14 protein-coding genes are annotated in these 21,103 nt (G+C 35.5%); 10 read left to right on the top strand and 4 right to left on the bottom strand.

Annotation, left to right across the window (positions count from 1 at the left end; translation table 11 throughout):
• Positions 1-369 precede the first annotated feature (369 nt).
• Together FD29_RS08900 and FD29_RS08905 are read right to left on the bottom strand one after the other, a co-directional pair.
• Positions 370-1,005 (bottom strand): GPP34 family phosphoprotein, encoded by a 636-nt coding sequence (locus tag FD29_RS08900; RefSeq protein WP_057888589.1) that lies wholly within the window; start codon positions 1,003-1,005, stop codon positions 370-372.
• A gap of 11 nt (positions 1,006-1,016) precedes the next feature.
• Positions 1,017-1,598 (bottom strand): SGNH/GDSL hydrolase family protein, encoded by a 582-nt coding sequence (locus FD29_RS08905; RefSeq protein WP_083477830.1) that lies wholly within the window; start codon positions 1,596-1,598, stop codon positions 1,017-1,019.
• A gap of 92 nt (positions 1,599-1,690) precedes the next feature.
• Between FD29_RS08905 and coaA the strand changes: the two genes are divergently transcribed.
• Both coaA and guaA read left to right on the top strand, forming a co-directional pair.
• Entirely contained in the window at positions 1,691-2,617 is a 927-nt protein-coding gene (coaA, locus tag FD29_RS08910; protein WP_057888591.1) for a type I pantothenate kinase, read from the top strand.
• Between the two features lie 57 nt (positions 2,618-2,674).
• Positions 2,675-4,240, top strand: coding sequence for a glutamine-hydrolyzing GMP synthase (guaA, locus tag FD29_RS08915; RefSeq protein WP_057888592.1), 1,566 nt, complete (start codon positions 2,675-2,677; stop codon positions 4,238-4,240).
• Between the two features lie 31 nt (positions 4,241-4,271).
• Here guaA and FD29_RS11850 read toward each other — a convergent pair whose 3' ends face one another.
• On the bottom strand, positions 4,272-4,538 hold the full coding sequence (locus FD29_RS11850; RefSeq protein WP_147007940.1) for a zinc ribbon domain-containing protein: 267 nt from the start codon (positions 4,536-4,538) through the stop codon (positions 4,272-4,274).
• Between the two features lie 455 nt (positions 4,539-4,993).
• Between FD29_RS11850 and FD29_RS08920 the strand changes: the two genes are divergently transcribed.
• The 5 genes from FD29_RS08920 (at position 4,994) to FD29_RS08940 (ending at position 10,459) form a co-directional block, all read left to right on the top strand.
• Complete coding sequence (locus FD29_RS08920) at positions 4,994-5,215, top strand: hypothetical protein (protein ID WP_057888593.1); 222 nt, start codon at positions 4,994-4,996, stop codon at positions 5,213-5,215.
• Between the two features lie 26 nt (positions 5,216-5,241).
• Positions 5,242-7,254, top strand: coding sequence for a hypothetical protein (locus FD29_RS08925; RefSeq protein ID WP_147007938.1), 2,013 nt, complete (start codon positions 5,242-5,244; stop codon positions 7,252-7,254).
• Positions 7,255-7,445: 191 nt separating this feature from the next.
• A complete protein-coding gene (locus tag FD29_RS08930) occupies positions 7,446-8,084 on the top strand; it encodes a zinc ribbon domain-containing protein (RefSeq protein ID WP_235804293.1) in 639 nt (212 codons plus the stop codon).
• 218 nt (positions 8,085-8,302) lie between these two features.
• Positions 8,303-9,151 carry a GIY-YIG nuclease family protein gene (locus FD29_RS08935; protein ID WP_057888595.1) on the top strand — a complete coding sequence of 283 codons (849 nt, stop codon included), beginning with the start codon at positions 8,303-8,305 and terminating at the stop codon, positions 9,149-9,151.
• Positions 9,152-9,577: 426 nt separating this feature from the next.
• Positions 9,578-10,459, top strand: coding sequence for a serine hydrolase (locus FD29_RS08940; protein ID WP_235804294.1), 882 nt, complete (start codon positions 9,578-9,580; stop codon positions 10,457-10,459).
• Positions 10,460-10,514: 55 nt separating this feature from the next.
• Here the strand turns inward: FD29_RS08940 and FD29_RS08945 are convergent, their stop codons facing one another.
• Positions 10,515-11,444, bottom strand: coding sequence for a DMT family transporter (locus FD29_RS08945; protein WP_057888597.1), 930 nt, complete (start codon positions 11,442-11,444; stop codon positions 10,515-10,517).
• 241 nt (positions 11,445-11,685) lie between these two features.
• On the opposite strand from FD29_RS08945, the gene FD29_RS08950 reads away from it, so the two are divergent.
• From FD29_RS08950 to FD29_RS08960, 3 genes are all read left to right on the top strand, one after another.
• On the top strand, positions 11,686-15,189 hold the full coding sequence (locus FD29_RS08950) for an L-type lectin family protein (protein WP_057888598.1): 3,504 nt from the start codon (positions 11,686-11,688) through the stop codon (positions 15,187-15,189).
• Between the two features lie 99 nt (positions 15,190-15,288).
• Entirely contained in the window at positions 15,289-15,828 is a 540-nt protein-coding gene (locus tag FD29_RS08955; RefSeq protein WP_057888599.1) for a dihydrofolate reductase family protein, read from the top strand.
• 371 nt (positions 15,829-16,199) lie between these two features.
• On the top strand, positions 16,200-21,103 hold a 4,904-nt coding region (locus tag FD29_RS08960), incomplete at its 3' end, for a hypothetical protein (protein WP_201780222.1).

Below are 21,103 nucleotides of genomic sequence, written 5' to 3' on the forward strand. Positions count from 1 at the left end.
GGCAAAGAACGCCAGCCAAGAGACTACCACGGCTGAGCATCCACCAGAATTCCATTCCAGACTAGAGTATTGTTTATTAATAATATGTAATTGATTTTAAAACAAAAAAAGTCTATATTGACCGGATTATTATTCCAGTTAATATAGACTTTATTTTTTTCATAATATTCAGTTTAAGTAAAACATTAGTCGGGAGCGAGAGCAATTCGGAGCTCAGCCGCGGTATTTTCTTAGTTGGTGACTTTTACCAACTTAGAAAACTGCTCGATTTGGAAACAATTTTGAACTTTAAATTGGTTTCAAACGAGTTCGCAGCGTTCCAGCCCCGATATTGCCGAACGGACGACGGCAGTGAACCACTACAATCAATCAGCTTAGCAACGTCAAAGTAACCCGATTCAAACGTTTGGAAAGTTCAAATAGCTTCTCATAAGTAGGATCGTTTTGGTACAAGTCCATCTTATCTTTCAATTGTTTCTGCTCGAATTGTGAGAAGTAGAACTTCAAGTCGTGGTTGCCATGCAAGGTTGCTAATAGGGCAAAGGCCTCAGGTGAGATCTTTTCGGCAGTTAGAATTTCCTTTCGCAGGTCAGCGACTAATTCGCGTTTGATACTCCGGTTAGGCAAGTAGTTGTTAGTTTTGAACACTAAGCCAGTCACCGCTTTAGTTACGTCGACTTTGTTAACTAAGGAATCACCGATTTCGTTATAGATCGTCCGAGTGATTTTTTCGTTAGTAGCCATTGCTCGTAAAACGTGAGTGACGCTTTTGCCTTGGTTCTTGTTGATGATTTGGAAAAATTCGTTTAGATATGTTTTGTCGTCAGGTAAAACCTTATTAATGATGACACTGTTGTCAGTTAAGTCGATAATATCATTCAGTGCTAAGTCGAAAAATGAACTTTCGGCTAAGTAAGCACGTCGTCTGGTATTCTTAAAAATACGAATACTACCTTTTTCGTTACACGATAAAATAAAATATTTTTGTGGAATATTTAAATCCATAAAGTGCTCCTTTAGTTCGACACTAACGTGGGATGCTTGGCTAGTGTGGCTTTAATTTCTGGTATTAACTCGTCTTCTAAGAGATTATAACCTTGGTCAGTAAAGTGCAAACCGTCTGCTTGTAATAACTCGTCTAAGTTAGCATTATTAGCCATATCGTGTAAAATATCGACATACAATACGTCTAATTGTTTACTGATGTGTTCGGTAACTAATTCAAATTGCAACTGTCTAGTCCATGGGCGACTAGGATTTTTGATCCAATCGATGTATGGAGGAGACACCAAAACAACTTTATCGGCTCCCAAAGTAGTGATGATATTAGTCAGATTTGCGGCAAATTTGCCCGGTTTGATTTCGTCGTCGATAGAAATATCATTGACGCCAAATCCCAAGATGACAACCTGAGGATTTAATCGTTTAACTCGTTCAACTCGTGTCATAGCATTATTGGTTTTATAGTCTGCAATCGACATGTTAATGACTTCATGGCCAGGAAAGTCCTTCCGGATGCTCTTGGCTAGGGTATCTTTAGCCTTGCCATCACGAAATCCCATCATGGTCGAGTCCCCAAATAATACTATTCTCTTCATATATGTTTCCTTTTTTGAAAAAGTTCTATACTATACTAGAATACCAGAAAACTAATAAAAGTTAATTATTATATTAAGCAGGGTTTAATAATATGCAAAGTTTAACTAACTACGATGAATTTACACGCAAGCAATGGGAAAACTTTCACGGTGAATATACCAAGCAAGCTATTACCGATGGCGAGTTGCGTAAAATCAAATCTTTGGATGATGAGATCTCGATCGATGATGTTCGTTCGATCTATGCACCGATTCGCCACTTGCTTCATATTTATTTGAAAAATTACCGTAAATTGACCAAGTTGAAAAATGAATTCGTCGATCGTTCAAGCCGTAAGATTCCTTTTATCATCGGTGTTTCCGGTTCGGTGGCAGTAGGTAAGAGCACGACGGCTAGATTGTTGAAGATCATGTTGGAGCGTGCTTATCCGCAATATAACGTTTCCCAAATGACGACGGACGGATTCTTGTATCCTAGTAAGATTTTGAAGGAACGCAATTTAATGAATAAAAAAGGCTTTCCCGAAACTTACGATATGAACAAGTTGTTGACCTTCTTGGGCGATGTTAAAACTAAAGGCGGCAAAATTAAGTATCCATTATATTCGCATAATATTTACGATATTATCCCAGGCAAATTTGAAGAGACCGATAATCCAGATATTTTGATCGTAGAGGGGATAAATGTATTACAATTGCCTCAGAACGAACAAATCTATGTCAGTGATTTCTTTGATTTTTCGATCTACATCGACGCTGAAGTTAAAGATATCGAAGAATGGTTCTTGAATCGCTTTGAAACGCTGTTGGATCTAGCTAGAAATGATCCGAATAGTTATTACTATCAATTCACTCAAATACCAGAGAAAGAAGCGATGGCGATGGCTAAAAATGTTTGGGAGACAATTAATTATCCAAATTTACGTGATTATATCAAGCCGACAATGAACCGTGCCGACCTGATATTACACAAATCTGAGGATCATCAGATCGATAAAATTTATCTCAGAAAATATTAAGCGTATACAATATATGACATGGAACAGATTTTCGTATACAATAGAATAAATAAAAAAATGGGGGAAATTGATTTGAGCAAGCAATGGCCTGATGCTGATAGCATCATCGTTCTAGACTACGGTAGTCAATACAATCAATTGATTACTCGTAGAATCAGAGATATCGGTATTTACTCTGAATTACTACCAAATACTATTACTGCTGCAGAAGTTAAAGAAATCAATCCTAAAGGTATTATCCTTTCTGGTGGACCAATGAGTGTCTACGACAAGGATGCCTTTTCAATCGACCAAGACATTTACAAGCTAGGTATTCCTATCTTAGGTATTTGTTACGGTATGCAATTGATGTCTTACAACCTTGGCGGTAAAGTCGAATCAGCTGACAACCGTGAATACGGACGCGCTGACATTACTGTGACAGAACCAGATTCTGTCTTGTTCAAGGGCTTACCTGAGAAGCAATTCGTATGGATGAGTCACGGTGACTTGGTAAGAGAAGCACCTACTGGCTTTAAAGTTGTCGCTACAAGTAAGAATGCACCTATCTCTTCAATCGCCAATGACGAAAAGAAGATGTATGGTGTACAATTCCACGCCGAAGTTAGAAATACTGAATTCGGTTTGGATATCTTGAAGCACTTTGCATTCGACGTTTGTGAAGCAAAAGCTAACTGGTCAATGGATGATTTCATCGATCAACAAATTCAAAAGATTCGTGACACTGTTGGTGACAAGAAGGTTCTTCTTGGACTATCAGGTGGTGTTGATTCTTCTGTTGTTGGCGTTTTGCTACACAAAGCTATCGGTACACAATTAACAAGTATCTTCGTTGACCACGGTTTACTTCGTAAGAACGAAGCTAACCAAGTTATGGACAGTTTGAAAGGTAAGTTTGGTTTGAACATTATTCAAGTTGACGCTCAAAAACGTTTCTTGGACAAACTTGCTGGCGTAACTGATCCAGAAAAGAAACGTAAGATCATCGGTAATGAATTTATCCAAGTGTTCAATGATGAAGCTACTAAGTTGGATGGTATCGACTTTTTGGCTCAAGGTACACTTTATACTGACGTTATCGAAAGTGGTACAAGTACTGCTCAAACAATTAAATCTCACCACAACGTTGGTGGACTTCCAGAAGACATGCAATTTAAGTTGATCGAACCACTTAGAACATTGTTCAAAGATGAAGTTCGTGAACTTGGTGAAAAATTAGGTATGCCACATGATCTCGTTTGGCGTCAACCATTCCCAGGTCCTGGTCTAGGTATTCGTGTTATCGGTGAAGTTACCGAAGAGAAGTTACAAATCGTTCGTGATAGTGACTGGGTACTTCGTGACGAAATCGCTAAGAATGGCCTTGATGAAAAGATCTGGCAATACTTTACCGTACTACCTGGTATCCGTTCAGTTGGTGTTATGGGTGATGGTAGAACTTACGATTACACAATCGGTATTCGTGCCGTTACATCAATCGATGGTATGACAGCTGACTTCGCACAAATTCCTTGGGATGTACTTCAAAAGATCTCAACAAGAATCGTAAACGAAGTAGCTCACGTCAACCGTGTAGTTTATGATATTACTTCTAAGCCGCCCGCAACTATTGAGTGGGAGTGACAAAAAAGCCGAGAAAATTTCTCGGCTTTTTTTATTGCGTTTTATAACCATTGAGTGGAAGTGACCTAATTGTAAATAAACTTTTAAGGACGCCTTCGACCTTATTTATCTGATGAATATAATAAAAAGTAATCAAAGCTATTTTACTAGTAATAATATCTTTATCATACTTAGTATGACATTTTAAACAAATCCAATATCTCATCTCTAATTTGTGTTTTCTATCATCATAACCATAATTAGAACAAATTTGATCTGTTTTATATTGGTTTATGACAATTAATTTTTGTTGTTTCATTATATTTATAAATAAGCGTTGGATGAATTTTAAATCAATGCTAATTTGAGATTGCCTTAGAAAAAGTATGATTTTTAAAGAAATTTTTGATTTTTGAATTCTCTATAACAATTAAGTTAAATTTTAAACTAATTCTGTGGTGATCTTTTGTAAATATTTTTTTTGATGGGATATTTTTCAGAGCATTCTCATTTTTTATATACTTATTTAACTAATCGTAGAAAATAGATTAAGTACTACTACCAACATTTTTGAATGGAAATATAGCTGGCTAATGCCATTAGAAACGATACACGTGAATATGATTCAAATGCTTTCGTATAAAGATATTCAATTATTTTAAGCTCTTTGAAAGAGATACGCTTTTTCTATATGTTATATTGTAGTAGCTATTAATAATTGGTAGAAGAGTATAAATGAATTATTGTATTTAATTTAAATTGAGGGAAATTCGTATGAAGAAAAATTATGTGGATGAACGAGAAGGACAAATCGACTTCTTTGAAAATTTTAGAATAGATTATAAAAATAATGAGGTTCTAATAGATGATACTGATGGAGTATGGAATGGAAATATTTTAGAATTTAAATTAAATATAGAAAATTTAAATAAAACGTTATTTCAGGCAATAAAATATCTTTCAAAATTGAGAATTAAAGGAATACCGGTTTATTAATTTCTTTAAATGATCAGTTTTTGTATTTGTATAAATCAAAAGATTATTTTGATGACATTCATAATATATATATCGGGGCATCAAGTAAAAATAATGATGGTTTTATTGGCAAGAATTATATAAAGAAATTTGATTTGTCGGATCAAGATGATACGTATAAAGTTTTAGATTTACTTAAATCAAAAGTGTATATGAAAATTAATATTGATGAGAGTTGCATTGTTGGTTGGGCAGAAAAATTTTATCGAGAACACCCAAAGGCAAGCAAGGGAGATTTTATTGGTGATGATACTGGACTCGTTAAAATAACTGGAGAAATAAGGGAACCTTATTTTTTTAAAGACTTTATTTTGCCATACACTGAAGGAACAAATGAAAAATTTAAATATTTAATGGATAAACTAAATGATCGATTGAATAAAAAAGATCTGGGAGCTTATTACACCGCTATACCGTATGCCAAAAAAGCGGCTGAATTGGTACGAAATGCAATAAGTAAGGTACCATCCGGAAATGATTATATAATTTTAGATAGATGTGCGGGAACGGGAAATTTGGAATCTGTTTTATCTGACGATGAATTATCACATTGTGTTTTATCTACATATGAATATTATGAATATAAGGTTCTAATGGAGAGGCTAGCAGATAAGGTGAGAACAATAATTCCACCTACGGAAAATCTTGTTAAATACTCTAGTGGCTTCGTTTTGAATGGGAATGCACTTGAGAAAGAATACTTAGATAATTCTATTATCAATTCTTATTTAAAGGATAAGAATTGTACAATTATTATGTTTGAAAATCCACCTTATCAAGATAGTTCTTCAATAACTTTTGTTGAGAATGGGGATATTTCTAGAAGAGCTACAACTAGGCGGAAGGGTTCCTTTGTTCTGGAAGAATTTAAAAAAGATATTAAGAAATTTAATGGTCAACAGGCTGTTGCCAGGGAAATTTCGAATTTATTTATTTGGTCTGCATTTAAATATTATTTACGTCAAAGTACTGATAGTTACATTGTTTTTTCTCCCGTTAAATATTTTAAAAGCGCTAATATTGTGAATAAAAAATTTATCAAAGGTTTCTTATTCAATAGAAAACATTTTCACGCTAGTCCTTCAAGTATATCCTGTATTCAATGGCAAAATATAGATGACTTTAAACTGGATTCATTGTCGCTTGATGCATATGATATTGTTAATAATGATATTTTGGATATCAAAAAAACAATTGTAATAAAAAAAATAGAAACTAATATATCTTTATTAAACGATACACGCAAATTTTCTAATGATCTTAGTGGAGGAAGTGTAGTAAAATCTAATGGATATGAAGATGAAAAATGGCAACATCATAGTAATGGAAGACAACCTATTTATAATGATAATATAGTGGGTTATTTGGTTTCTAAGAGTTCTATGATTGATCCGAAACATTATAATTTAGTAAGAACAAATTTTAATACGGCACTAAAAAATTCATATGGATTTTGGCTTAGAAAAGATAACTATTTGAAAAAATTACCGATGTTTGTTGCCAAAGTAATTCCATTAAAAAATTGGTATGATAAGGATGTTTACTTTACAAGTAATGATGGTGGAGATGCTTTTGAAAAGGATGACAAATTTTTATTAAATTGTTTAATTTTCACTTGTTTAACTCCTAAGAATAAATGTATTTCGTTTAATGGTTCTGATCATAGACTGTATCTGAATGAATTATGTTTTGATACTGGATCGTTAGCAAGTGAGTATATATTGTCTCAATCCTTAAACGATTATCAACATAGGATCATTAGTTTATGGTATAGGATATTAAAAGAGGCAAAGGAAACTGATGATTATAACGATGAATATAATTATGGAATGTACCAAATAATTCAAGAATTAGATACATATTATAAAAATGATAAAAATAAAAAAGTTTATAACTATACGGAATTACATAGTGATATTATTTCGATGAAATCCAATTTGAATGAATTTTATAACTCATATATAAAGGATGATATGTTTAAATATGAACTTATAAAATGATTTTTTGATGTATTGGTATTTAGCATTAGCTTTATTTCATAACGAAATAAGGTTTAGATAACAAAACAATAAAATTCATACCAAAAATATTTAATATTTGAAGAAAATATTATTATAACCAAATCACGTTGCTAGAAAAAACATATCTCCCATATACTATCCTTGAAAATATATATTTTAGGAGGATATTTATGGTTCAGTCTGTTAATTCGCAAAATGATAGTGATCTATTTTCGGTCAGTTTGGTGGCCTTTTGGGTCAAGGGGAGCATTACGATGGATGATTCTTTCCTACGTGTAAACATGCCCAATACGATTCTATTTGGTCTATTGCCAGCCGGTAAAACAAAGGATTCATCACCACTTTCGGGGATAACAAATGTCTATACTTCAAAATCATACAAGTTGGGATCGATTATTTTAGGAGCAATTCTGATTATGGTCGGTTTGGCTATGTTCGGTGCTTCAGCGTTCGCGGCATTGATAGCACTTGTGATTGGAGCAGCTGTGTTGGGTGGAGGAATCAAGACATCATTCACTTATGAACGTTCAGGAATTGAAAAAACTATTGAATTTCCATTTTTCGAAGCTAGTCGAGTTGATGGTTTAGAAAATCAATTGACTCAAAAATTAGCTCAATTCCAAGATGATCGAAATGTTCGCAAGCAGTCAGAATTAACTCGTCAACAATCAGTCAACAATACTAACAATGTTGTTAATGCTATTAATAACAATGGCAATGCCAACACTAATGCACCTGCCGATGCAGGAGATTTCATTTTTTGTTCAAAATGTGGAAACCAATTAAAAATGGGTTCAGTATTATTGTAATAAGTGTGGCGCACAAATTAATTAATAGAAATGACAAAAGAGCAACTCCAAAAATATGGAGTTGCTCTTTTTAATAGGATCATAAACGAATATTAGGACGTTTTCATTAAGGAAAGATATTATTTTATAACGAAGTTTTTGTTTTACGGAAAAAATCCTAAATACATCGGTATTCTCAGATATAATTATATGAAAATTAAATATTTGGAGAATATAAAATGGCAAAGAATATTTTTATTACCGATAATCATTTGAATGACGATGTTATTATTTATAACCGTGAACCAGTGATTGTATGCTTGGCTGATAGGAAAGATATAAAGTCATTAACTCGTGTGGAAGAAAGTAAAGTAGCCGGAATATATATTTTATTAGGTAAAGAAAAGAGATATGTAGGACGGGCTTTTAATTCGGTTCTAAATCAATTGGTTCGTCAAGATAAGAATAAAAAATGGTGGAATCAAGTGATATTCTTCGGCCGTGAAGATGGCCTTTTAGATGGATCTCAAATTAATTACTTGGAAAGAAAATTAACAGAACTATTTAAAAAATTAAATGTCTCTTTGGATAGTGACAATCTTACGAGAGGCAACAATTACTTTATAGAGAAATTAAATGAAAAAAGAGCTGATGAACTATGGAGCGTTGCTAGCGATATTATTCTAAATATTGCAAATATTGATTTGCTAAAAGGAGAAGTTAAATCAATTAATGTAGATAATCAAGTAGTTGAGACAATACGTGATGATAAACCATTTAAGTTGAATGATGGATTTAATACATATGAAGGAAATTCAGCACGAGCGGCGTATATAAATTTAGTAAAAGGATATCTTGATGATGAACGGATGCGTAGTAAATTATTAAAAAGGGTGACTATTGGGAAACCAACGGCTAAGAATCTATTGGGAACCAAATTAAATATGTCTCCTAAAGGAACCCAGATGACTAGAGAATTAAAAAATGGAATAAACCTTTATGTTAATTTTTCGAAGAACGATTTAGTAAGGGCAAGTCTCCAAATTGGTAGAATGGTTGGAAGAGATATAGAAGCTAATTGGAAGTAACAAAAAACCCTTACTAGGGAGTAAGGGTTAAGTGAAATAATATTAGTTATTTAGGGGGGATAACTCAAACGGGGATTTGAGTTATTATCATTGTGTTTATATAAGGGAATATTGCGGGAAGTTCAAGTTGCTAGATAAATTAGGGGATTTATCTATGCGATTGAGGGCTATCTCGATCACAAGTACAATATAGCTTTCTTACCTTAAAGAAGACTTAAAGCTACGATTAATTTGTATTACGATGAAATGACAAATGAACAATAATGTAACAAAAACGTATAGAGAAACTTCACATTTTACTTTTATAATTGAATTACTTACTATGATTTATAATAAATTCAATGTAAACGGTGAAATGAGGGTGATCACATAAGAACTAAAAGAAGAAGAATCAAAAAAATCCTGACACTGTTTGCGACGGTTGGTTTGCTATTAGTTTTGGGACTGACTTATTACATCAGTAATTCCTATGCTTCTAGCAATGGCGTCAACAATCCCATTACCAATCTGATCATCAAGCGTAAACAGCAAATTATCAAATCCAATTTGACGAGTTATCTCAACAGCGTAACCAAAGATGGTACGGCCAGCGTAAGTTTTTACAACTTGGGAGCTGCTGATGGCAGTAATACTGACGGTAAAACGGCTAAGCTTTACGAAAAAGGTAGTCTTCAAGTGGAAGCTAATGCTCAAGCTGTCAATACATCTGCTAGTACCTACAAGCTTTATATTGCGGCTTACTTGATGCAACAAAAACAAAACGGCAATTTCAGTTGGACGGATGAGAATCTCGATGGCTTTACGAAAATGATCGTCAACAGCGCCAATGAATTCTCGGAAGCTCAGATCGACAAATATGGTGCGGACGAGTTGAGTTCCTTTGTCAAAAGCCAAGGGTGGTACTCACCGGTATTTCAAACTGGCAAAACGGCCCAAACGACAAGTTACAGTTTACAGCTGCTACTGGAAGATTTAGCTGAAGGTACGGGTCCATTTAAAAACAAGAGCGACCAAGCTAAAATTTTACAAATGATGGGTCAACAAGTTTATCGGACTGGTATTCCAGCAGGGGTTGAAGCTGCCAATTCGGGAACGACTGTCCAAGATAAAGTTGGTTTTCTCGATGACACTAACAACGATGCCGCCATTGTCACGATGCCTAACGGTCAAAGATATATTTTAGTTATTATGACTAATGGCCACAAACAGAGTAATTTCAGTGGTTTTCCACGGATTGCGGAGATCGCCAAAAATGTACAGAAGATCGTCTATGGTTCCGATGCAGGGACCAAAAGAATAAGTTATTAAAAAAGCGATAGAAGTATTTCAGTTTTTACTGAGATATACTTCTATCGTTATTTTTTTACAAGAAATGAACACTGACAACGCCGAGAAACATGGCAACCAAACCAATGATACGAATCATTTCCACCCGATTGATCTTTGATTGAAAGAAACCGAATTGGTCGATCAAGGCGCTGAAGAATAATTGGCCGAATAAAGCGATGACGACGACTTGGCCGGTGCCAATTTGTGGAACTAACCAAGCACTGCCAAAGACATAAAAGGCCCCTAAGAAACCGCCGAGCCAGATCCACCAATTTTTGGCCCCGGTGTTGATAGCAAGCTTCAAATTACTGACAGGCAATCTAAAAATCAAGACGACACTGATCAATAAAATCGTCCCAATAGTGAAGGAAATCATTGCCGCATGAACGGATGAGTCTAAGACGACGCCTAAATGTCCGTTGATGGCCGCTTGGGTCGCAATCAACATGCCAGCGCCGATACCGACTAATTGCCAGATGAGATTAGAACTCTTTTGGGAATTAATTTTTTTGTGTTTGGAAAAGACTCCAGTCGTGATTAACATACCACCGGTTACCAGCAACAATCCTAATATCTTAAAGAGTGTCAGAGAGGATTTTGGTGAGTAGAAAAGTCCAAATTGATCGATGATGACACCCATGATTATTTGTCCAAAAATGGGTAAGACAGATGTCTGCACGCTGCCCAGTTTGGGAAATAGTAACAAATTGACGGTCAAACCGATCACGCCCAATAGCCCGCCTGACCAGATCCACCAAGGATTTGTAGCTAAGGTGTGAGTTGAAATGAAGGGATTGATGCCACTTATCAAAGTTAAAACGATTAAGAAAATTGTCCCAATAGTAAAGGAAATCGCTGATGCCAAATATGGTGAGACGACGTAGCTACGTAATTTGGAATTAACCGCCGTCTGCATTGCCAGTCCACTGCCCATTAAAATTGGGATCAATGCAAGTATAAACATTGGATCACTCCTTGAAAGCCAAACTTTCTTGTCTTCTTTGAAGATGACTATAGCACGATTAAAATTTTGTTAGTCAAAAGGAGATTGCCAAACGTTAAATAAGTTGATTTTTGAAGGGCTATAAATAATAGTCTGATTATAATAAAAGCGTTTTCATAAAATGAACTTTACAGTTTGTCTAAACAAGATATAATTATGATAATATGTTTATACATTTAAATAAGAAGTGGGGGACATCGTGATGAAAAATAAGAAATTTGCTTTTGTAACGATGCTGTTATTTGCGAGTATGGCTTTTTTGGTGATTCTTGGGAAAACTATCTCTATTAAAGCTGCTTCTGAAGAACCTAAAGTAATTATACCTTCTACTGAAGAGGCATATGCGGTCGCTCCTAAAGGGGTCAAGTTAAAAGATTATGTGGTAGCGCCAGAATATTATAAGAATACATCGACGGACAATGATAAAGCCTTCAAAAGTTCAAATGTTTTTTATCTTGCGGGCGATGATGGAAATAAGTATGCCAATCAGTCTGACATTATTCAGCTATTGCATGAAACAACGACGCCAACGACCCAAATCGGTTCAGTCTGGGGAAATATCAAAGATAGCGATGGTGCTAGAACTTACAATTACTTTGATCTGAATAAAGATCAAGAATTGTCGGCATGGATCTACAACGGTGATAGTGGTGCTACGACCGATGTTGACGATGGTTTTGCCTTTGTTTTGCAAACGGATCCTAATGGAACGCAAGCTATTTCCAGAAGTAAAGGAGCTCCAGTTGGTGGGGAAACTTTAGGCGTCTGGGGTGGTGGTACCGTTGATAACATAGCACTTCCTTCCAAAATGATGTCGACGGATCCGATCCGTAATAGTATGGCGATTGAATTCGATAAGATACTTAATATTAATATGAGCTCCAAAAATGATTATATGGATTACAACGCTTACAACGGAGATACAACTTTTGTAGGAAGACAAGTAAAAGAGAATCACATTTCTTGGGGCTATCCTGGGGATGAAGATATATATTTAACTACAACTAGTGGTGGAAAGTACTACTATTATATGAAACACAGATCACCAGTTAAAAATGGGGCCTATATGTCCGGATATGATGGCGTTGATACTCCTGTTGGGTCCAAAGCTGATCCAAAACTGGCTTGGCGTCATATTCAAATAAAATATAAGGCTAGTACAAGTAAATTAACTTATAGTTTTAATGATAAATTTATCGATGGAACTCCTAAAGTATCGCAAGCCTTAAATTCGGCTACTTTAGACGTTGATAAAACCAAATTTACTAACAATCGTGCTTATTGGGGTTTCACAGCTGCCACCGGTTCCCCTAATTCGTTAGGTAAAGATTTTGCCATAGTAATGGAAAAGATGCCGGCGGTTGCTGATGTTAACCCAAGCGTTCTTTTGACCGATGAAACCAAAGAGACAACGAGTGAAGACGGCAAAGTTGCTGCCACTGATGGCGATGATTTGAGATTTGACTATACCTTGAAGTACAACGGTGGTATATCTCCTTCAGGCGACATCACAACAACGATTGCTTTGCCAGAACATGTTGATTACGATGGCGATGCTGCAGGAAATATCGGGAAAATAATTTACACAGCCGCCGATGGTTCACCAGTTGAAACAGTGATCAATAAATCACAAATTAAGAATGTTACCGTAACCATTCCTGGTAAATCGTTTGATAGTCCACCAACATATAAAGAAGCACCTGGTATTGAAGTAACAGTTCCATCCTTAGAAGATATCGGTGACATTGGCAAAGTTGAAATCTACGGAAAAGCACATGCGCCTGAGAGTACGACTCCTCAAACAACTACAGTTGCGGCAGCACACGCAAATTTTGAAAGTGAAAGTTACACTGGCACGATCATGAGTCCCGAATTTACCATCTCTAATGAAAAGCTCCAAATAACCAATACGAATGATCTCAATCAATCGTTGAAAGTTAATGAGACAGCTCATTTCAAAGGTACAATGTCTTACGCATTAGGTTCTACCTTTGATGCCAGTGGTTTGAAAGCCAAAGTGCAAGTTTATGACGAAGATGGCAAGTCGATCAACGCTGATTTACTAGGGGATATTCCGACAACTAGTGGTTCAAAGACCGGTACGTTTGATATTCCTTATGAATTAGGGGACCTTGAAGGTGGCAAGACATATACTTTCAAAGTAACTTTGATTGATTCAGCCAAACGTCAATCGAATACCTTAGTTTATACCGTTAAAGTCGCTGATATTAAGAAATTGAAGCTAACGAAGAGTGGCGCTGATCCGACAATTGTTGAACGCTCTAAAGAAGTTAATTTGAAAGCACTTTTAAACTATGATGACAATTCTACTGTTGATTCAACTGTGATTACGACTTATCTGCAAGTGGATGACGAGACTCCGATCTCAGGTAAGTTGGCAACGGCCACAACCGGAACCAATTTAACTGCCAATTTTGATATCAAGAGCAACAGTCTATCCCTTGGTACGCATACGGTAAAAGTTTACGCTACTGATGGCAAGAGAACTTCAAATGTGCTCGAATATGATTTCAAAGTAGTTGAACACGGATTGATTTTGACACCTGACAAGGAAACGATAGATGTCAGAAATAATGATCCGGTGAACTTAGGCTGGAATGTGAAAGCTAGTGATGAAATTGCTGGCACGACGGTCAGTTCCACTAATTATCAAAAAGCTACATTAAAAATCAAAAATGAAGGCGACACTGATTTCCATGATTTTTACTTCATAGCTAATGACGATAGTGATCCGACGGAAAATGTGAATGGCAAGATAGCCGTTGACAGTAATGGTGATTTTGACTTTGACGTCTATCCTATCAATTACAGTAAAGTGGTCCCATCTAATAATAATAAGAGCTATTTGGATCAACTAAAGGAAGGCCGCAACGAAATCAAGTTCCAAGTTTCTAATGGTGATTTGACTTCAGAAGAAAAGACTGTGGTTATCAATGTGCCAAAGCTAACTCCATCGATAACATCCCCTCGTAAAATCGTTTATCTCCGTGGTACGGGTTCGATGATCAGTATTCCGATGCAATTTGAATATAAAGAAGACAGTGAATACACTACTAAGGCTGGTCAAGTTCCTATTTTGATCACAGCTGACAATGGTAAGACTGCGTCATTCGTAGCTGACCAACCAACAATCAATGAAGGTCCACCACTGACCTTTAATGCTAAAGGAACCATTGCGTTCTTAGGCTTGAATACTAAAGAAGGTCCGTATACGGTGCACATTTCGGTTGCTGACCCTTATGGCAGACAAGGCCAAGCTTATGATTTAACTATTTCATTCGTAACTAAGATCTTGGAATTGGAGGTTAATGATTATACTTTTGAAGATATTAGTTTCCGGGATAAAAAGAATGATTATATCAATCGTCAAGGACATTGGCGGATTGCCGTCGATTCTTTAGGGGCTAAATGGGATCTGAAAGCTAAGTCAAGTGGACTGTTCAATGAAAGAGACAGTAGCTACTATCAGCCATTAGTCTTTTTGAACAAGGATGGTCAAGAAGAAGCTCTGACAAATGATCCAATTGTTGCCCAACGTACCAAAGCTGTCACAATCCAAGATCAAGTTGAAGATATCACTGAAGATTGGGATGACGATGACGGTATTCTGCTAAAGAATAATATGCCTAATCTATCCGGTAGATATTCAGGTGAAATTCAGTGGACTTTGACTGAAGCGCCTTAAATTATCTTAAATTAAGGATGAGTATCAGTCTTTCTTTGATGCATTTTTGACGGATTGATTATATAATTACGGCAAAATAAATCGATCGGAGAAAAGAATATGGCACGTAAAGTGATTTTGTTCATTGCCGAAACCCTAGATGGTTATATTGCCGAAGCTGATGGGAATATTGATTTTTTGATCGATAGTGATTTCACCTCGGGCGAAACGACTGACCGTGAGTATGAAAAAATGGTCAAACATATCGACACCGTAATTATGGGGCGAAAAACTTATGATCAAGTAGCCAACAAATTGTCGCCAGATAACTATCCTTACGATAATTATGAAAACTATGTTTTGACGACGCATCCCACAGAAAGTATCGGTAACATCCACTTTGTTAGGGATGATGTAGTCGACTTGATCAAAAAGCTCAAGACTGAATCGTCCAAAAAAGATATTTGGATTATCGGTGGCAGCAGTATAATCGCTCCACTGGTCAATGCTGATTTGATCGACAGTTACCAGATTGGTATTATTCCTATCGTCTTAGGTAAGGGAATACCACTGTTTTCCGAACAGACTAAGTTCAAAGAACTGAATTTAGAAGCAGTAAAAAAAGTAAACGGCATTGCGTATTTAACTTATAGCAAGTAAAAAAGACAAATTTAAAAAAGAGTCTCAATTCCTGGTTATTTTATCAGGATTGAGACTCTTTTTAGTTATACAATAGGAATTATTCAACAAATTAAGTTTAATTATTGAATTATTTGATTAAAAATAGCTGAATTGTGAATAATAAAATAATTTCCAGAACTAATGGAAGATATTTTGGGGAATTTTGATAAAGTTTTTAACTTTTGGCAAGTATTTTTGAATTAGTAATATAATAAAGCGCGTACACAAGTAATTAATTATTCACATATAATATTATTCAAAAGTGAATAAAGAATAAATTTTTAAAGTGCTATTATTTGAATTATACGTTATTGATGCATAATTCATCGTAAATCGGAGGGGACTTTAAGATGAAGAAGAATATTAAATATATAGGTAGTGCCGTTGCAGTGGCATTACTAGCTGCGGGTGCTCCAGTAGTGGTTCCAATGTTGATGCCAGTAACTATTGTTGAGGCTGGTAATAACTACAATCCACCAGCTGATCCATATACTTATTTCTCTGCGTTTAAAAAGCAATGGGCAGACCAATATGTTTCTAATAATAAGGCGATTGTTGCTGTTCTAGAAGGAAAAATAGGTTGGTTAGGTAATGGAAACCTAGGCAGTGGATATTCTTATTTTGACCCTGATCACCCAGATTATTTTAAAGATTTTCAAGATGATCCTGATGTAGCAAAGCTAAAATCTTTTAGTGATCCATATACAACTCAAGATTCTAATCTTAATTATTACTATAGAGATGTTTTGGGATCAATAACTGTTTATGATGGAAATGGTAAACAAATTCTATTAAGAAATAACGCTGACTATAATGCAGCAATAGATAACTTTAATAATGATAAGATTGACTATCCTTTGACGCTGAGAGTTAGACTAGTCACTAATGAAGATGATAAAGACTATAGTCCACATACATTGGATGATCCTAAGATTGTTGCAGATCCGTCATTAACAGATTTCTCATTTACCGTAAGTAAAAGTGAATTTAATGTTACTTCAGATCCAGCGGTGTCAGTTGTAGGAACTCCAGTAGCTAATATAAACAGTGGTAATGATTCGTTATCAATTGTTGATAAATATACAACTGATGGAGGCGCTTCGAAAACTAGAACGCCTATTTATGGCCAAAGTTTATTTTCATCTGAAAGTGCAGCCATTGCGTATTCAGAAAAATCTGATTTTTCTCCTGCTACGACAAATGGTGGAGATGTCTCAGACGCGGTTAGTTCAGGTAAAGTTGCCAAGGCAGGTACTTATTATCAAACAGTATCTTATAAGGTAGATAATGGTGATGATGCTGCTATAACTGCCATGATTAATAAATCAGATGATAAGAATACTAAAAAGCCAGTGGACCCATATGATACAAGAATTAATAAAGTGAAAAAAGTAGAAGGAACTAATTATTCTTTCAACTATTCAACTAAAATGTTGACTATTGCACGTCCAGTCACAGTAACAGATAATGCAACGCCAGTATTGAATCCAATAAGTGTAACAGTTGGTTCGTCTTCAAAGAGTGATAAATTAACTGATACGACTGCTGAATACTTACAGGACAATTTAGGAAATAAATTGGATACTACCGGTGTATCATTTGATTCAGATTATTACAGTAATAGTTCTGCCACTGATAAAGTAACTGATTTAATTGACGCAAACGGTAATTTTACTAAATCAGGAGTTTACTATCGTAAAGTAACATTTACATTGCCAGATGGGGAAGTAGGTAATCTTAAATTTTCACCTGAACCAAATGGAAAGGGTACAAATACAGTAACATTTACACAAGAAATTGATGTTCAAGATGAAGCTAATACAAAAATAGCAACTGCTACTGCTAATATTGGTGACAAAACATCAGTTTCAACTGCCACAGATGGTAACGATATAACTGGTAAAGATGGTAAATCCTTACTCGTTAAGAGTGACAGCAACCCTAATGGCGTCAGCTTTGGAACTGATTATTATAAAGTAAGTCCAACCGATGCCAATAAGCAGGCTATTTTGAATGATCCTGCCAAAGTAGGTCAAACAACAGCTGATGTTGTTAAAGATGGTGTTTTCAATAAGGCGGGAACTTATTTAAGAACGATTACCTTCTACTTGACTCAACAGGATATTGCCAATAACACTTTCAATGGTGATGATCCTAACGTAAAAGTAAGTAAGGCAAATAGTACCGTTACATATGTTCAAACAATAATAATTAATGCTAATGACATTACACCAACGATAAATGATGTCCATACTACAATCGGAACTTCGGTTACAGATTCAGGATTACATGATCCAAGTACTGTTGAATTTCCAAGTGGAGATGATTCGCTTCTAGATAAAACTAAGGGTGATAACAACTCCGGAATTTCCTTTGGAAATACTTATTACGATGATTCAACATTAAACAATACGACTAACGATATTTCTACAACTAATAAATTGACCACTGCTAAGACGTACCATCGTTTAGTTACATTTTATTTAACAAAAACGGCTTATGATCAATCTCAATTTAAGGGTTCATATACACACAGTGATCAAGATAACTCAGTAAGTTATGTGCAAGATGTAATTGTTGATCCATCAGCCAAAACAGCAACCTTTGGTAATCATGATTTGGAAGTTCCATATAATACGGCTACAAATTCAAGTACGTTGACGGGAACTTCAGATTATACATTAGCTGATGATGACGGTAGTACTGGTTCTATTGAATACAGTGGTGCTTCTTTGGATGGAAAATATTATGCCTCAGAAGCTGACGCTAAAGCTGGAACCAATGATTTGACGGTTGCTAACTTGACTGATTCTACATATTATCGTGTTATTACTATTAAGGTAAAATCTGGAGATGGCTACTTATACAGCTATCCTGGTGCTAGTTCAGTTGATGCTGAAAAAGATGAAGTGCAATATATTCAAAAAATCAGTGTTGATAAGGAAATTGCAACTGTAAATGTATCTAGTGGAAATATAGTTTCAGGAAATACTCTAAGCAAAATCGAAAGTGGAACTAATGAAATTACAGATAGTAGTGGTAAAACTATTAGTACTGGAGTCGTTGGAACAAATTATTACGACAATATGACTGACGCAATTAATAATAGTTCAGATACATCAAGTAGAATTATTACTGACGGAACAAATAAACGAGTTACCGGTCCAGAAGGTCCTATTTACAGAACTATCACATTTACCTTAAACAGTGGATCTAACTATACCCTTCAATTTGCAGATAGTAGCCTTAAAGAAGGTACTGATTATAAAATTGATGGTGATACGATTACTTATGTACAACCAATTAATATCACTGTTGCAAATGTGTCAGAGGTAACCATCAAAGCTAAAACGGTTAATACGGGGACAAAACCAGCTGATATTAAAACTAAACTTAATTTTCTTGGCGGTCCTGCTGACATTGCTATTAAATACCAGCCAAAGGGTTCTATACCTACTACGTTAGATGATGTAACTGGAACACTTCAATTTGGAACAACTTATTATGACAAAGATGCCTATGATAAGGGTGACAAAAAAGTAGTAGATGTATTAGATGCAGATGGCAACTTTAATAAAGCTGGTTCATTCTACCGAGCAGTAACAATCCCATTGAAGAATAATTATGCTTCTTCATATAATTTCAATGTCAATAATCAATATGTTAGCGTCAATACAGCAAATGACACCGTAACTTATCTTCAAGAAGTTGACGTGGTTGCACAACAAGGTAAAGGGGATGCCCCAGATAAACATACTTATACTGGAGTTCCTATTACAGATTTAAATACGGCATCTGATTATACTTTGACCAATAATGACGGTACTGTAAATCTTTCTAGTGGTGTAACTGGTGTAACTTTTGGAACTAATTATTATCCTACAGCTCAAGATGCTGTGGACGGTACTAATGAAATTGCCAATGCAGATACCAATGGCGATTTCGATGATGCCGGTGACTATTATAGAACGGTTACTTTCACGGTAAATCCTGATGATGCTGGTAAATATGAGTTCACTGATGAATTTAATGGTGTGAAACCAGTCGTTACTACGGCAAATGATGTGACAACGGTTACGTATGTACAACATATTCACGTTGATAAAAATGTTGCCACAGCAACGATTGCTCATGAAAAAGTTGTAGCTGATTCTAATACCGCAGATGTACCACAACCAGATCCAACTGTGAATACTTTGCTTGATAAGAATATTCAAGCTGATACTCAAAAGGGCCACACGATTGTTACAAATGATGGTAAAGATGTTACAGCTGATAATTCACAATACTATGACAGTACTGAAAATTACAATCCAGACAACACAAGTAAATATGTTGTAAATGGTAAATTTACTAAAGCTGGTACGTATTATCGTCGAATTACCTTTAATTTGATTCCTGGTGTTTCAGCAGCTGATGATTTTGAAGGAAATGATGTTGTTTTAGTCAGCAAGACTGACAATAGTGTTACTTATCTTCAAGCAGTCGATGTCGAATTTAACAAAGCTGTTGCCAACATTGTTGGTACTTCAGCAACGGTTGGTCAATCAGTAACAGATCCTAGTTTGAGTACTAATGAAACCAGTGATATTAAAAATAGTGTTGGCTCAATTGTAAGTTCCATCAGTTATGGTGATTCTTATTATAAGAATGCAACTGACTTTAAGAATGGAGTTGCCCCAATCGGAAAGACTTTCGCTTCGGTCGGAGATGTCTATCGAGTTATTACCTTCAAGTTGAAAGCTAATGCATTAGATGGAAATACTTTGGACGATACAGTTCATACAGATCCAATAAATAATGATGATGGCACTGTCAGTGTCAGTTATGCTCAAAAGGTAACAGTTGCTCCAGCATCATCTAAGGCTAATATTGCCGGTACAACGACAACAATAAGTAATATTATGGCTGGATCTAGTGTTAAAGATGAACAAGGCAAGGAATCAAACGATGTCAGTGGTATAACTTCAGATGGTACTCCGGGCTCATTGAAAGATGGCGATGTCCAATTCGGAACAGAATATTACGATACGACAGATTCTAATAATACATTTACAGATGTTTTGAATGGAGCATCAACGATCAAAGCAACGGACGGAGTAGTTTCTGGCGACAAATATGTCAAACCCGGAACATATTACCGTACAGTGACCGTGCCACTTCAAGAAGACGCAAGTTTAGCCAATAGTTTTGATCCCGATACTGCAAAGCTAAGTTCAGATGGTAAATCTGTTACATACGTTCAAACAATTAC

It is taken from the genome of Companilactobacillus mindensis DSM 14500 (assembly GCF_001434275.1).
GTDB lineage: Bacteria > Bacillota > Bacilli > Lactobacillales > Lactobacillaceae > Companilactobacillus > Companilactobacillus mindensis.